Source organism: Sorlinia euscelidii, from assembly GCF_036452135.1.
Taxonomy (GTDB): domain Bacteria; phylum Pseudomonadota; class Alphaproteobacteria; order Acetobacterales; family Acetobacteraceae; genus Sorlinia; species Sorlinia euscelidii.
This window is the reverse complement of sequence record NZ_JAWJZZ010000002.1, coordinates 412247-427539: the sequence shown is the minus strand read 5'-3', so window position 1 is coordinate 427539 and position 15293 is coordinate 412247. Positions and strand designations below refer to the sequence as shown.

17 protein-coding genes are annotated in these 15293 nt (G+C 52.8%); 7 read left to right on the top strand and 10 right to left on the bottom strand.

The features are described from left to right. Positions 1-12 precede the first annotated feature (12 nt). From CGLAMM_RS05530 to CGLAMM_RS05490, 9 genes are all read right to left on the bottom strand, one after another. Entirely contained in the window at positions 13-927 is a 915-nt protein-coding gene (locus tag CGLAMM_RS05530) for a type II secretion system F family protein (protein WP_394819033.1), read from the bottom strand. Between the two features lie 9 nt (positions 928-936). Further along, positions 937-1911, bottom strand: a complete 975-nt coding sequence (locus CGLAMM_RS05525; RefSeq protein ID WP_394819032.1) for a type II secretion system F family protein — start codon at positions 1909-1911, stop codon at positions 937-939. A 3-nt stretch (positions 1912-1914) separates the two neighbouring features. Further along, positions 1915-3309, bottom strand: coding sequence for a CpaF family protein (locus tag CGLAMM_RS05520; protein WP_394819031.1), 1395 nt, complete (start codon positions 3307-3309; stop codon positions 1915-1917). Then, on the bottom strand, positions 3306-4355 hold the full coding sequence (locus CGLAMM_RS05515) for a CpaE/TadZ family protein (RefSeq protein WP_418115463.1): 1050 nt from the start codon (positions 4353-4355) through the stop codon (positions 3306-3308). The genes CGLAMM_RS05520 and CGLAMM_RS05515 overlap by 4 nt, the downstream gene beginning before the upstream one ends. Before the next feature lie 244 nt (positions 4356-4599). Next, on the bottom strand, positions 4600-4878 hold the full coding sequence (locus CGLAMM_RS05510) for a hypothetical protein (RefSeq protein WP_394819029.1): 279 nt from the start codon (positions 4876-4878) through the stop codon (positions 4600-4602). Positions 4879-4884: 6 nt separating this feature from the next. Further along, complete coding sequence (locus CGLAMM_RS05505) at positions 4885-6333, bottom strand: type II and III secretion system protein family protein (protein ID WP_394819028.1); 1449 nt, start codon at positions 6331-6333, stop codon at positions 4885-4887. Beyond that, positions 6330-7211, bottom strand: a complete 882-nt coding sequence (gene cpaB / locus CGLAMM_RS05500; protein ID WP_418115462.1) for a Flp pilus assembly protein CpaB — start codon at positions 7209-7211, stop codon at positions 6330-6332. The genes CGLAMM_RS05505 and cpaB overlap by 4 nt, the downstream gene beginning before the upstream one ends. Next, complete coding sequence (locus CGLAMM_RS05495) at positions 7211-7795, bottom strand: A24 family peptidase (protein WP_394819026.1); 585 nt, start codon at positions 7793-7795, stop codon at positions 7211-7213. Before CGLAMM_RS05495 ends, cpaB begins: the two co-directional genes overlap by 1 nt. Positions 7796-8063: 268 nt before the next feature. Further along, positions 8064-8246, bottom strand: a complete 183-nt coding sequence (locus CGLAMM_RS05490) for a Flp family type IVb pilin (RefSeq protein ID WP_418115461.1) — start codon at positions 8244-8246, stop codon at positions 8064-8066. A 497-nt stretch (positions 8247-8743) separates the two neighbouring features. On the opposite strand from CGLAMM_RS05490, the gene CGLAMM_RS05485 reads away from it, so the two are divergent. From CGLAMM_RS05485 to CGLAMM_RS05475, 3 genes are read left to right on the top strand one after another with little or no spacing between them, the layout of a single operon-like run. Next, positions 8744-9139, top strand: coding sequence for a hypothetical protein (locus tag CGLAMM_RS05485; protein ID WP_418115460.1), 396 nt, complete (start codon positions 8744-8746; stop codon positions 9137-9139). Next, positions 9129-9680 carry a hypothetical protein gene (locus tag CGLAMM_RS05480; RefSeq protein ID WP_394819023.1) on the top strand — a complete coding sequence of 184 codons (552 nt, stop codon included), beginning with the start codon at positions 9129-9131 and terminating at the stop codon, positions 9678-9680. Before CGLAMM_RS05485 ends, CGLAMM_RS05480 begins: the two co-directional genes overlap by 11 nt. Before the next feature lie 16 nt (positions 9681-9696). Further along, complete coding sequence (locus CGLAMM_RS05475; protein ID WP_394819022.1) at positions 9697-11022, top strand: TadE/TadG family type IV pilus assembly protein; 1326 nt, start codon at positions 9697-9699, stop codon at positions 11020-11022. An 826-nt stretch (positions 11023-11848) separates the two neighbouring features. Here CGLAMM_RS05475 and CGLAMM_RS05470 read toward each other — a convergent pair. After that, positions 11849-11971: a hypothetical protein gene (locus tag CGLAMM_RS05470; RefSeq protein WP_418115459.1), complete on the bottom strand. Its 123-nt coding sequence runs from the start codon at positions 11969-11971 to the stop codon at positions 11849-11851. A 76-nt stretch (positions 11972-12047) separates the two neighbouring features. Between CGLAMM_RS05470 and CGLAMM_RS05465 the strand changes: the two genes are divergently transcribed. From CGLAMM_RS05465 to CGLAMM_RS05450, 4 genes are all read left to right on the top strand, one after another. After that, entirely contained in the window at positions 12048-12539 is a 492-nt protein-coding gene (locus CGLAMM_RS05465; RefSeq protein ID WP_394819021.1) for a lysozyme, read from the top strand. 125 nt (positions 12540-12664) lie between these two features. Next, on the top strand, positions 12665-13351 hold the full coding sequence (locus CGLAMM_RS05460; protein ID WP_394819020.1) for a TVP38/TMEM64 family protein: 687 nt from the start codon (positions 12665-12667) through the stop codon (positions 13349-13351). A 228-nt stretch (positions 13352-13579) separates the two neighbouring features. Then, positions 13580-14902 (top strand): multidrug effflux MFS transporter, encoded by a 1323-nt coding sequence (locus CGLAMM_RS05455; RefSeq protein ID WP_418115458.1) that lies wholly within the window; start codon positions 13580-13582, stop codon positions 14900-14902. 7 nt (positions 14903-14909) lie between these two features. Next, positions 14910-15278 carry a response regulator gene (locus CGLAMM_RS05450; RefSeq protein WP_394819017.1) on the top strand — a complete coding sequence of 123 codons (369 nt, stop codon included), beginning with the start codon at positions 14910-14912 and terminating at the stop codon, positions 15276-15278. Positions 15279-15293 lie beyond the last annotated feature (15 nt).

Below are 15293 nucleotides of genomic sequence, written 5' to 3'. Positions count from 1 at the left end.
GCTTTCACGATTCTAAGTCAGACTATGCAGAAGGCGTAGCACGGCTGGACCCAGTAACAGGCAGAATATGGATGGCAGGATGAAAACCACCATCGGTATTGTCAGGATGGCCGGCAAGCGCCCTGCTTTTTCCTCAGCTTCGATAAGCCTCTCGCGACGAAGCTCCGCGGATAAGACGCGCAGTGTTTCACTGAGTGGTGTTCCGAATTTCATGGATTGCATGAGAGTAACGGCAAGGCGTCGCAAAGGTTCGACATCCGGAACACGCCCAAAATTTTTCAAAGCCAGACGCGGATCATTGAACATTTTCATATCAGAGCGCAGTTTATTGAGCTCTTGTGTCACAGGTGGGGAAGAAAATCTGATTTCCTCCGCGGTGCGCTCAATAATGGTTTCCAACGGAAGTCCCGCCTCCGCGCAGATCACCATCAGGTCCAACATATCTGGCAGGCCACTCAACAAAGACTTGCGATATCGGGCGACGAAAATTTTTAAAGTCCACTCAGGGATGCTTGCTCCAAGTAAAGCTAAAATAATCGCGAAGATGAGCGCTGATTCATGGTTCATCTTTACGTAAAAGCTGATGACAAAGCTGAGAGCAAAAAAAACGATCATCAGGATGAATTTGCTACCGACACTTAAATGCAGCCACGGGTCCGTCCTCAGCCCGGCGGATGTGATGAGATCCGAAAATGTTGCCGCGTCTTTTTTGGAAAAAAAGCGGCGTAAAAAAACATATCTGCCCACGGCGACAATTTTCTGATTGAGGTAATACCCCCATGAATCCGCCTGGATGGTGTCACCGCCACCTGTGCAATCCCGCAAACGTCGGACAAGCTTCCGACCGTTTTTCTGGTATGAATTCTCAAATATGACGCCCAGCAAAATCGCGAGGCTGAAGAGAAAAATCTGGCAATCTAATGTCATGACGCGGCTCTAAGGCGCCCCCCTCTTGATCAGGATATGCATCGACAGAACGCCGGTTACCCACAGGCCAAAGGCGAACAGCAATGCATGATGCCCGCCAGTCGATGTGAAAAGCGGCATGACGTAGCCTGGATTAATCAGAACCAGCACGGCCATCAGCACGAAGGGAAGCGAGGCGAGAATTGTCATACTCATTTTTGGCTCAGCCAATAAGGCCCTGGCTTTACTTTGCGACGCCACGCGAGAGCGGATCGTGTCTGACAATGTTTCAAGCGTTTCGACAATATTGCCACCCGTCTGTGTATGAAGCCGGAGAGCGACCGCGAAAAAGCGGTATTCCTGCACGGGGGAGTGTAACACCAGGGTTTCGAGCGCCTCGCCCACTGTCGCACCGATATTGAGCCGCTCCGAAATATCTTTGAATCGGGAGGCTGTCGGCTCGGCGACATTTTCCGCGACATAGATGACGGCTGTCGCGAGTGGAATACCAATCCGCGCTGAACGGACCAATATGTCCAAAGCGTCAGGAAACTGCGAGAAAAGCAACGATTTCTGCTTCGATTCACACCAGGCGACGTAAGACCGAACGAACACAACCCAACTGGGAATGAAAAGAAGGTAAGCACCGGACGTCTCAAGCAGGACGCGTGCAATGGCGGCGATTGTCATCGCGACCATGACCGCGACAACAAATAAAACCGGCCATAATTTCAAAATTCTCAGTGAAAGGAGAGGATCATAGCGAATGAAGCGTGACAATCTGCCGGTTTTCAGGCGGTCAATCCATCGGGTGGCGCGTATGCGACGCGTGCGGGTACTGGCCTCTTCCCTCAGAGTGGCGCGGCTGGCGCGGGCGGATTCAGATCCGTGGATGCGGAGCCGCTCGTGCAGGCGCGAAACCTGCTTCCGCGATCGATAGAGGATGATGATAGCGGCCCCGATTGTGAAAATATAAAATAAAGCGGCGCATGCGACGAGTGGCACGGTTCAGACGCTTTCACTCATGATTTTCTGCCATTGTCCGGCGACCCCGAAATAAACGAGTTTCTGCCAGAAACTTGGACGCGCTCTGGAGAAGGCGTAACCGCCTTTAATCGCCTCATCGCTTGATTCCGAATCAATGACGAAAGTGAGGATATCGTTGAGGATGATGACGTCTCCTTCCATGCGGCCGACGTCAGAAATCTGCGTGACGCGACGTTTCCCGTCCCGATGTCGTTCGATCTGGATGATCACATCCACTGCACTGGCGATCTGTGCCCGGATTGCATTTGCAGAGAGATTGATGGAGCCCATATGCACCATATTTTCGATACGCGTCAGCGCATCGCGCGATGAGTTTGCATGCACGGTCGACATTGAACCATCGTGCCCGGTATTCATGGCCTGCAACATATCGAAGGCCTCCCCGGAGCGCACTTCTCCGACAATCAGGCGGTCCGGACGCATACGCAAAGCATTGCGCACGAGATCACGTTGCGTGATTTCTCCGCCTCCTTCCAAGCTGGCAGGTCGCGTTTCGAGCCTGACGACGTGAGGCTGCTGCAATTGAAGCTCGGCCGCATCCTCAATGGTGATGATTCGCTCTGTCGGGATAACAGCGCGTGAGATCGCATTGAGGAGGGTCGTCTTGCCGGACCCCGTGCCCCCTGAAACAATGATATTCAGCCGGCAGCGACCCATGAGGGAGATCAGCCCCGCCATTTGCGGGGTTATCGTCCCCAGTGCGACCAGTTTTTCCAGGTCAATCGCTTTGGCTGAGAATTTCCGGATCGAAACATAAGGCCCGTCCAGTGCCAGCGGCGGAAAGACGATATTGACCCGTGACCCATCAGCGAGACGCGCATCGACGATCGGCGATGCCTCATCAACCCGCCTTCCCACAGCTGAGGCGATGCGCTGGCAGATATTGGAAAGATGCGCCTGATCACGGAATCGGACTTTCGACCGATAGGTTTTACCGTCGATTTCGACAAAAACGCGGTCCGGACCATTGACCATAATATCGGCGACACGCGTATCATCGACAAGCACCTGTAACGGTCCGAGACCCATCATGTCATTGACGAGATCGCTCGCAAGTTGGCGCTGCTCGGATTGATTGACCTGAAGCCGGTTTGCCGCAACGATCTGGCTGATCGCTTTCTCAATCTCCACCCTGATCCGTTCAGGCGGGAGATTGACAATGGTGGAGGGATCAATCGAACTAAGGCAAAGCACGCGGATCTGCGCAACATCATCGCTGAAATCGTCAAATACGAAGCCGTTATCATCCAGGGTCGGTGGCGGCGCGGAAAAGTCTTTTTCACTTTGGACGGGCGCAGGCTGAGAGAGCGTGCTCCGTCGGCCAAAAGAGTTGAAGGGCGGCAGACGGTCGCTCATCTGGCGAATCTCGAAAGGAGGGCGGAGAGTTTGTGGCTCAAACGCGTCATCTTCGATCTCTCCGCGAGAACTTTCGTATCAAGCTGCGCGGCGATCTCGATAATTCCGGATTTATAAGCCTCGGAGTGATCTGCCAGCAGGTCTCCGAGGTTGCAGCATTTATTGGCCTGTGACGGAACATAAGGGAGTGTGACGTCCGGCTCTCTCTGCAAAGCTTCAGCAATCTGGGCTTTCGTCAGCCCGCCGGGCAGATCCACTTCATTGAGCACAATGATGGGGCGGCTTGCCACGCCCGACGCACGGATGAACTTGAGGAGTTTGACGGCATTCCTCACGGAATGCATGGTCGGCCTTACCACGATGATGCGATGTCGCGCGAGTTTGATAAATTCATTTGCGACGCCCCTGGCGTGCATCGGGACGTCGGCAACGATAAAGTTGAATCTGTTTTCCGAGAGTTGCAGCGTATGCTCAACCGCGCCGGGGGCGTAATCGACCTTGATCTGATAATCGAGATCGCATGAGATCATTGACAGACGCTCATCAATACGCTGCATCGTGCTTTGCAGGACCGACCGATCGATACGCTCCGGCGCCTCGAAAACGGTCTTCAATGCGGATGATGAAGCCACATTGAGGGAAACATTACATGTGCCGAAATAGCAATCAGGATCGTAGAGCAACGTATTGCGCCGCGCATGATTGGACAAAAATTTCGCAAGATTAACCGCGATCGTTGAGGCCCCGGCCCCACCCCCGGCGCCGGAAATCGTCACAAGCGCGTTATTGAGAACGGAGCTGGCGCGCTCATTCGCCATGAGAATCGGTAGAAACACGCGATTGACGAGATCAACCGTGAGAGGCTTATACAGATATTCCGTAACGCCGATCGATTGCTTCAATTCTCTGTAAAAATTCAGGTCTCGATTTTCTCCGATGGCAAGCACACGAACATCAGGTTCGACGACGTTCGAGAGCATCGTGAGAAGTTCAAGAGGACTATCCTGACCGGAAACATCGACCAGGATAAACCGAGGGCTTGCCATCGACTCGAACGCCGAGATTGCCGCGGATAAATGTCCGCGACGCACATCCGACGGTTGCGTGATGAAGGATCTGAAGCTCGTTTGTATAATCGAAGCTGAAGCTTCATCCGTAACGAATCCGAGAAAATCTTTCCGGGCATGACCTTCAAAGACATCTCCATCATCATCTCGATTTACTTCCGGAATTTGTCTTAAAGTTTGCACCATTTAAATTCTCTCGAGGCAGCGGAATAGTTAAGCGGAATCAGCTTCCGGACGGTTTGAAACCAGCGTCATTTTTCGGTAGCGCGGGAATTGTGTTGTTTTTGAAATGCTCAATGGCATCGACAGCAAAGGGCGCCGTGACGTCGGCATCATGGCGACCTTTCTGCCAGTCATTTTTATCGACCAGCATCGCCTGAATGTTTTTATCCGGCGTATTGGTCGGTTCCCATGAATCCTGCCGCGACGCCGGGTCAAGCGAGCATCCCGCCAATCCCAACGTTACGCTCGATGCGCAGAAAATTTTCAGAGCCGATTTCATCTTAATTTACTCCTCAAAGCCGACATCGACAGGGGTAGCGACCTGACGTCTCCCTGGATTGTCAGATCGCGACGCGCTGTTTGACGATGCGGATTGAGACCTTCCGGATGCCAGCGTGAAAAACCGGTCTGCCGCCTCAACACCCTGGAAATTTTCATCCGGCATATGAAATTCTTTGCTGGATGAAACAGGGCGAACAACGTAGGGCGTCACGATGATGACGAGTTCCGTCTGCTCATGCTTGAAACTATCCGATCTGAAGAGAGCACCGAGGATCGGTACATTCCCCAGAAACGGCGTGACCGAATTTGACGACGTCGCAACGTCGCGCAATAACCCTGCGATGGCGAAACTTTCACCGCTGCCAAGCTGCACCGTTGTTTCCGCGCGACGTACATCGAGTGCCGGGATGGTGATGTTATGGTCACCATTTGAATAAGTCACAGCCCCTTGATCGGTCAGGTAGCTGACTTCCGGCTTCACTTTGAGGTTGATCTGACCCGAGGAGAGAACAGTCGGCAGAAATGTCAGTGAAATACCGTATGTTTTGAACCTGACTGAAACCTGACCCAAGCCCGAAGAAATCGGGATAGGGAATTCACCCCCGACCAGGAAGTTGGCCGATTGTCCACTGACCGTTGTCAGATTGGGCTGCGCAAGCGTGCGCACGATCTGCTCTCGTGACATCGCGTCAATAACCGCCTCAATGTCGGTATTCCGAAATGCCGCCGCAACGCGCGCCGATCCCGCTGCAACATCGCCGATTGAGGATGCGGTCGTTAAACCGAATTTGGCGAAAGAGCCGAGATCACCGCCGAGATTTTTCCAATTCACGCCGAGGGCCCGCGTCAGGCTGCGCGACATCTCGACAATCCGCACGCGAAGATTAACCTGGACGGATTGTTGGATTTTCAGATCATTTTGAATCGGGCTGCCTTTTGGAAGACTTGATTGGACGGTCGAGTAGACCTCATCAGCTTCAAGCGGTGTGTCAACCTGCCCTGAAAGCCGTGCGCCTTCGCCTGAACCTGAAATTTTTACGTCATGATCCCCGTTTTGATGGATCGCGTCCTGCGCAAGTCTTTGGCTAACGGCATTTTTTGTCACGATGATGTAATATTTGCCGAGAATGTCACCATCATCATTTGACGCAATAATCGTCGTACTCCCGACGCTTTTCGCGATAACGGCAACGCTTGAGCCATTATTAGGCTGAGCCGCAAGAATTTGTTGATCGCCAACAAAAACCTTACTTGCGGTGCCACATAAGGATAATATTTTTACCTGACCGACTTCAAGCGTGGCCACGTTTGTGGTCAAAGAGTCAGACGTGCTCCCAACGCGACCGTCATTCGCACGTACGGGCGCCGCCATCTGAAGAGAAGCGACACATGACAGGACGACCATGCAGGTTGAGCGAAACCTGTATTCCGAGCTTTTATGCGCGTTACTCACCACGAATACTCCTTGATTGATTCATTGCCGGAGACAATTCGCATGACACGCTTCTTGTCCTCTTTGTAAATCGGGTCCTGTAAAAGTAATTCTTCGCTATTTTGATCGCGGGCATGAGACGCGCGTGCATCACTTTGCGGAGGCGGGACGGACCCTGTCATCGCATTCCGCATGGAAGTCGACGGCGCGTCCGCGCGGATCGCCACGTTGATTTCACCCATCCGTGAGGCGATCAGGATCTTTCGAGCCTGCTCGGGGGTGACCTCAACCGTGATCGTCTTATCAGCGGAATCAGCGATGAGAGCGTTTTCCGCGGTGCGCGCGGCGCGACTTCCCACCGCAATGACGCGCGCCGCATCGATCACCCACATTGAGGTGAAACGAGGCGTGGTATGGTCAGTAGATGCGAGAAACCTCACACTAACCATCAGGCCCACCGTTTCGCCTGGCTTGATAAGGTTAAGGATGGAAGATCCTGCCCCGAGCTTCACGGATATCGCGACGTGACCTTCCCCCAATTGCAGTGGAATGACTTCCGCATCTCCGGTCAACATGACGTCGTTCAGTGTCAGGGCATCGGCGGCCTTCTTGTCGTGGCTCAGGCGTTTTCCTGAGAGCACTTCACGATTCTGGATGGAGTCCTCCAGCGCCTCAGCAGGCTTTTTTGCCGTCTCCACTTCCAGACTATTGAGGCAATCCGGCTGGATAAGGTCCCACCTCTTCATGTTCTTATCTAGGACAATAATCCGGCTTTTCATGACAGGTTGAGAAGCGAGTTGCGCCGGGCGGGCTGGTTGCGGCGTGAAAAACATCGCACGCATTGAAAAGACCAGACCCAGAACACCGACGGCCATCAACAGAAAGGCGAAAATACGCATCATAGTGCTGTCCATCCGAAAAAGGTCACCGCGGCCGACAACGCAATCGCGACCGCATAGGGCAGAGAGGGCTTACGCGCGATTCTCCATCTTTCCGCCTGCAGCCCCCTCTGCAAAAGCCCGTGCCGCCTGCACCCGACATGCCTGAGGACTATGTGTTTCGACATCCACAAATAGAGCAGTCCCAACAGGCCGCCGCATAAAGTTGTCACCATCAAAAACACTGCAACCTGTCCATGCCCGAATAAGAGAGATGATGTTGAGACGAGTTTTGCGTCGGCTCCGCCGATGAAACCAAGTCGCCACAATAGAGCTGATGAGATGAATATGATGAGGAAGCACGTCAGGCCGCCCCAAAGATCACCCTCCAAGTAACGAATATTCAATCCCAAAGCCAAAGTAAGTAAAGAAATGGCATTGGGCACGCGACGCGCCAGAACATCCCGGAACGCTGCGTAAAATAGAATTGACAACGCAATAATTTCTAAAAAATCAATATAATACAAAAAATTAGTGCCGATAATGTTGGCATGATGAGTATTCATGTCGATAACCACCGTAACGCAAGCGAGTGTATAAGTCATTTGAATGCACAAGGCGAAAGAAGCGTATTCACACTTTCCGACAATCAATGATTGTCTAATCAAAATGTGAATAACGCTAAATCTTTATGCTGAATATATTACACCCCAATGGTCATTACCGAGCGTAATTTAATCTTTTATGAGCAGAACTCAAGTAAGATAAATAGTGAATATTATCCGCCAATAAGTTCAGTTTTCAATAATTATGGATATTATAAAGAATTATAGAGATCATTCTTAAGCATCGAAATAAAAAGAAAAATTCTTATTATTTCGACGGTTGCAAGTTCGTGTTGATGTTATCGAAAACCGTCTTCAACGATTTGCCGATTGACGTGATGGAAGCAATGATCACGACAGAGATAAGCGCCGCAATCAGACCGTATTCGATCGCCGTTGCGCCGCGCTCATCCGCGATGAAATGTCCGGCTTCTTCAAAAACCTTTTTCAATTCCGACCCCCTGGTTCTAGAAATAATGTAGACCGGTGCGAATAATGCAGTCATCAACTCGAAGTCAAATGTAGATTGATAAAATAATGTTTAAGACTATACTAACGCAAAATATTCGACCTCAGTATCTTAGGCGCACATCACAGTGACGCCCATGTCTCAAACATTATATTTATTGTAATGAAAGCATTGGCCTCTTGGATAGTGGCCTTTCGATTCGTGAACGCGGGCAGTTTATTGTTAAATTTTTTGAAATGAAAATAAATTTTAGTGCGAATCAATTAACGCCACATATAAAATTGGCGGAACCAGCCTGACCGAGGCGTTTTCCAGTTTGAAGATGAGATTCGACATTGAGTAGCCCAACCAGGCGCCCGTTTTTCATAAATGATGATCGAGCCTCCGCAACTCTGGAATTCTGCCTCGTTATTACGCCGCTTATCGCTATCGTGCTTTTGACGCTGTTCGTCTCCGTGTTTTTATTCATTCAAACAGCAATGACGCATGTCGTCACAACTGAGGCGCGGCGAATCATGACGGGGGAGCAGGCGCAACGCGATGCGGAGCGCTCCAAAACCCACCCGGAAATACCGTTAAAAGTCGCGTTTCGTGCGGATGCTGTTGCGCTCCTTCCATTGGGAATACCTTCAGCGCCATTTTCCATCAGCGTCGTTTCGGGCCCTTCATGGGAGGATCTGAAACCAAGTTCCGCGCCTGATAATTACGACCCCGGTGGGCCAAACGCCTACGTACTTGTGACGGCAACCTACACCATCCCTATCGTCGCAGAGCCATTTCTGCTCATCAATAACGTCGTTCAGAAGCTCAATTTGCCGAGCATGATTTCGGTAAGCGTCGTCGTGAGATCAGAGGCATTCGGCAATGATGAATAATCCGCCGAGGCGACTGAGATCCGATATCAGAGGAAGCATCGCCCTCGAATTCGCCCTGACGATACCGATTATATTGATCATCCTGGTCGGCGAATTCCTGTTCACCGATCTTATGTTCTGCTCAATGAAAACCACGCTGCTTGCCCACACATTCGCCAATCTGGAGTCGTCATCGACGACGGGTTACGTGACGCAGTCATCTGTTCAGGATGATTTTACCTATGGCACCCCTTTCGTCATCAATCCTCTAAAGGCGGCATCGACGAAACTCCGCGTATCCGGCGTCTGGTCTGACGGTAGCGGCAACGGCGTGGTTGATTGGAGCCAGGCTTATAATGATGCGCCCTATTTGAAAGGGCAGGTCGTGTCCTTGAATGTCACCACACCGCCTAAGAAAGGTGTTTTCTTCCTGATGACGGAGGCGAGTTACAAACCGAGCCTGAACGGCGTGTTTGGCCTTCAACTCCCCAATCAGATTTCTGACGCCATTCTGACGGTGCCGCGCAATTTCGCTTATATCTCGTGCGCGGATTGCTCGTGAATATGGGAGTCCGACTGTGAAAAAGCGAAAGCTGCATTTTGCAACAACGAAATTACTGCGGGATCGACGCGCGGGAATCGCGATTATCGTTGCGTTCTCGATTATCCCCCTCGTGATCGCGGCGGGTGTCGCTTTCGATTATGCCAAAGCCTTCTGGATCAAATTCAAATTCGATCAAATTGCGGATGCAAGCGCGCTGTACGCGGTCAGCCGCCCCATGATGAATGAGAGTGACGCGACCACGGAGCAACGGACGAAAGATCTCTTCACCGCGCAGGCGGGCACCATCATTCAGAAGCAGGCCATTCATCTCAGTGCGCTGACAGTCACGGTCAAAACGGATGGGAACGGCGTGAGACACGCTGAATTGACCTACAGCGCCACCATCCCCGTCGATTTCGATAAAATGCTGGGACGTTCCTCATTGAGCATCGCCGGCGATACGGACACACTCAACAAGCGCAATCCCAATATCGATTTCCATATACTTCTGGACACCTCCCCTTCGATGGCTTTTCCGACGACGGATGAGGGTCTGACGACTGTGTCCGAGAGTAATTATCGCCATTGTCAGTTTGCGTGTCACTCTTCTCACGGCCTGCAAGGCACTTTACAGGATGGCTCCAAGGGTGACCTTTACGCCGTTGCGCGATCATATAACATTGAACTGCGCATCGATGATGAGTCCCTCGCTGTATCTAAACTCGCACAATTCGCCGCGGCGGCAGAAAAAGAGTCGGGCGCGCAGTATCGCGTCAGCATATCGGAATTCAATATACGTACTAATTTCAAAACGCTTTTAGACACGACGGCGGACCTTTCAAAAGTCCCCGGTGCCGTCACGGGACTCGAGCCGACATTATATTGGAAAGATCGTTGTCAGACGGAGAGCTGCAGCCCCGATGACCCAGGCGATGAAAATCGTGCCACGGCGAGTAGTGATGCTTTCGAGAAGATAAATAATTACATTCCTGACCCTGGTTCAGGTGCGCCGCAGGATAAGCCTCAGGCCGTGCTGTTTATCGTGACGGATGGCATGCGTGACGAGACGCGGAAAGACCATTTGCCGGATTTCGGCTTTGAGGAGTCGAAGTGCCAGGCATTGAAAGATCGCGGCATTCGTTTGGGAGTGTTGTATACTGTGTATTCGCCGAAGTCTTGTTCTGGCGACGAATCCTGGTGCGGCAAAAACGTCGCGCCTCGGATGGATGAAATCGAACCCGCTCTGAAAGCATGTTCTTCCGATGGTCTTTTCGTTCGTGTCGATACGGATCAGGATATTGTGACGGCATTGCAAAATCTCTTCGCCGAGGCCATCACAACAGCACGCATTTCACATTGACAGGTTGCATGGTCGCAAGCCCATGAAGGCGCGAAAAATCTGTTCCGCCTGAGCGCCGTGAGACTTGTCTTCTGAAAATCAGACGCATCGCCATAGGTTTGAGGTTGACGGACGTCGGTGACGCTCGACTCTATTCCAGTTTTTTCTTTCAGCAATGCTCCAGCAATTTCGCGGGGGAGCGCCATTATCTCGCGAGATGTCGGGCCTTTCGGCCGCCTCCTCAACGCGGGGATTAACGGCGCTTAAAAAAACTTGAATGTATGTCGGGTCACGTCCTGATTTGTGGCAGTCTCTACCCTGCTATCGCCGCGATACGCCGGGACAGTGTCGCTGAGCGTGCGTGTCCAACTCGATGCGCGGCACGTCATGGCGCCATCCCGTAAGCCCCGCCATTCTTGACGCTCTCAACCGTTTTTGCGCTTGATGAATCATCTCGCGTGACAGCAAGAGGGCCTGCAAGTGCCGGGTTAGAACAGTGGTCGTGCAGCGATTTTGTAAATTGAAGGTCGGGTGTTCAACATCCCTTAACCGGCGCCAGCGTCACGTGACGGGACGCGGTCGCGTCCGTAAGGCCCTCCCGTTCCTGCGACGCGGACGCCATCATTATGCCTCACTATATTATGGATGACGCCCCGACTGGCGGCTCGCTTCCATGACAATCGGCCAATTCGCGCGCGTCCAAAAAATGGCCCTTAATGACGTTGGAATCCTCGTGAAGCTGCATAAATGCTCCGCATGGCAACGCTTGAGACTTTGTTATCGCGCGGTGTAACCTTCCCGAAACGGCCCATCACGCAATTGAATCACGGAGATGGATGCTTTATAATCAAGAACTCAATCCTGAAGATGACGATTTTAAGCCGCTTGTCCAGGCGCGATCTTTTTCAATCCCTTTCCCGAAATTCCATTTCTGACGCGGCGTCGCCACCTGACCTATAGACTTGCTCATTCTTCCGGCACTTATAGCGAACAGAGCGCGCGCGGCAGGTCGAGATATTTCAGCCTTCATCATAAAGAAAAAAACAATGGATGATATGACAACGATTGCTTTCAGACTTATTGCGCATTTCGAAAGCTGTAATTTAACCCCCCAACAATGCCTTTCCGGTGCATGGACGATCGGTTATGGCAGCACCTGCCTGCCTGATGGCGCCCCCGTGCAGGAGGACAGTCCGGCCATCACGCAGGTGCAGGCCGATATCCTTCTCACAAGAATGATCATCGACATTGAGCAGAAAATCGAGGTGATGACGCGCGTGTCTCTCAGCCCGGCGCAATATGCGGCCCTCACATCCTTCATCTATAATGTCGGGGACAATGCTTTTTCCGGTTCGACACTTTTGCGGAAGTTGAATGAGGGCGATTACCAGGGCGCTGCCGATCAGTTCCTCCTCTGGATCCATGCTGGCGGCGTCACGCTGCGGGAATTAACCCGGCGGCGCGAGGCGGAACGGCAGTTATTTCTCCATGGTGAGGACCTGATCGATGTTCTGGAACCCGCACCGAGAGACGCATGAACCGCCCCTGTTAAAGACGACTCGTTTGAAACTTCCAATAAGCTTGATAGAAGAAAGCGGAAATCGAGCCCGTCATCCTGTGGCTCTTGAAATCAGCCCTCTGAAAACGCGGAGAATAACGGCGTATGGCGCAGACTCCCCTTAAACGTGGCAGCATGGGGAAGCTGCTTCGCACCTGTCTCATCGTCATTATTCTGGCCGGAATCATGGCGGTCGCACGTTACGTCCCCGTTGCCGCAAATTTCACGCGCGTGGTTGCGTCGTGGCAGCACTCCCCATGGGCACCCGTCATTTTCTGTGTCCTCGGCATTTTTTATGCGGCGTTCGGCATGCCGCGTCAGGCATTGTGCGCCGTGGCGGGGCTGATTTTCGGGGTTGTCATGGGTTTGGGCCTCGCCATGGCGGCGACCTTACTCGGTAATCTCATCGATTTTTACCTCGCGAGAATCATGCGGCAAAAACGGGATCGCGACGGGCAGGCCCCCCCGCCCGCACGCGTGTGGCAGAGAAAAATGGCTTCCTTCGGGCAGATTGCTGAGAATGCCCCCTTCCGCACCATTTTGATGCTCCGCCTGATGCCGATTGGGTCCGCCCTGCTCGTCGCGCTGGGTGCGGGATATTATGACATCTCTGTCGGTGCTTTCATTGCCGGAACATTGCTCGGCTCTCTTCCGCAGAACCTTGTTTTTGTCTTGATCGGAAGCGGCTCTCACCTCGGGCAGGGCAGCCAGATTATGGTCGGAGTGCTCCTTTTCGCCCTCTCCATGATGCTCGGCATTCTCATCATGCGTCACCGTCAGGAAAAATTTTGAATTGAACCACCTAGCCAGGATGGACTTTGTTTTATGAGTGCGTAGCTCAACCTGACCCGCCAGGACCTTACGACTCTAGGGTGCAGGCTCCTCTTGCATCAGGCGCTCAGGTAAGCGCGACTACTCGACTTACACCGAGGCTACCCAGTTTTTAAACGCCTTCTTCCGTCACCTGTCCGACTACCTAAAAAGAGCAAGCGCAGTTTCCCAAGTCCTTTGGAGCGTTCCATGTTAATTACAGGCGCACGCAATGCTGCAGGTGCGCGCCTCTCTTCAATTCGGAGAGGTCAGCAACTGGAAGATATTGCGCATCGACATCGTATTTATGAGCGCGTGGCATTCCTTCTGGGGATGATCTGTGCTGTCGGACCTATTTCGACAGATATATATCTGCCCGCCTTCCCGGCCATTGAACACTCCCTTCACGCCCCTTCAGGAAGTGCCGGGCTGACTTTATCCACCTGGATGGTCGGGTTGGCCATGGGCCAGATCATTATGGGACCACTCTCCGACAGGTTCGGGCGGCGAGCCGTCATGTTCTGGGGGATGGTCGCCTACACGCTCAGCAGCGTGGCTTGCGCCTGGGCGCCAACAATGACCTTTCTCGCGGTCGCGCGGTTTTTCGCCGCACTCGCCGCGTCATCCTGTATCGTCGTCCCCAGCGCCGCCGTGCGCGATTTCGCGACAGGTGATGCAGCCTCCCGACTCATGTCCCGCCTCATACTTATCCAGGGAACCGTGCCCGTGCTTGCGCCGATGCTGGGTGGATTTGCGCTGGAATGGGTTAGTTGGCGCGCGGTTTTCTGGCTTTCGGCGGGATATGGTGTTTTCTCTTCCGTGATCCTGATTTTTCTTTTTCCGGAAACACTCCCATTGGAGCGGCGCAAAAATGTGCATATCCTGGCTCTGTGGCAGCGCTTTCATGCCATTATCCGTGAACCTCTCTTTTCACGCAGCAGTTTGATTTATGGTTTAAGTGGTTTCATGTTTTTTGCTTATCTGACGGCGGCGCCAGGCATTTTCCAGCATCTTTACCGCTTCTCCCCCGCGCATTACGGCATGATTTTCGGCATTTGCGCCATATGCATGATCAGCGCTTCCCAGATCAATAGTGTGCTGGTGGGGAAAGTGCGCAGCACGCGCCTTCTCGGTTGGGCGCTCTCTGTCACAATTTGCAGCACGTTGCTCCTGCTCATCGTGGCGATGATCGCCGTGCGCTACCCTGAAAAAGCGGGCACGTTACGCGCGACGACGTTACCACCTTTCATCACCCTCCTGGTCACGGCGCTGTCAATGACGGGGATTATCGCGCCCAACACCATTGTGCAGGCCCTCAAAAACCATCATCAACATGCAGGAAGCGCCTCCGCGCTGGCGGGCACGATCCAATATGTTTTCGGCGCAGCGGCCTCCTTCCTGATCGGGTCATTGCCGGCGGCATCTCCCCTCCCGATGGTGGCGCTGATGTTTATCGCCGCTATTCTAATGGGCCTTGTCGCGGCGCGGAAACCGCGGACCGTCTTATCACCCGACATTCTCAGCGTGGATTGAAGCGATCATGGGTCCGATTACAGTCCTGCTTGTCGAGGATGATGCTTCCATCGCCCTTGTGGTCAAGACGCTTCTGATGCGGAATGGCTATGAGGTCCATCAATGCGCCAATGCAGAAGACGCCCTTGAAAGCTGTGCGCATATCGCGCCGGGTCTGCTGATGACCGACCTGCACCTTAAGGGCCGGATGGACGGATTGGCACTTATCGACCGACTGCGCCAGAGCTTCCCGGCTTTACCCGCCATATTGATTTCAGGCGATTTCGCGGAGGGAGGCAACCTCGATGCGGGAGACGACATTATCCGACTGGGCAAGCCCTTTCGCGCCGCGACGATGCTGGCCGCGCTTGCCCGCGCGCAGAAAAAACCAGTGTGACATTTACAAATCGGG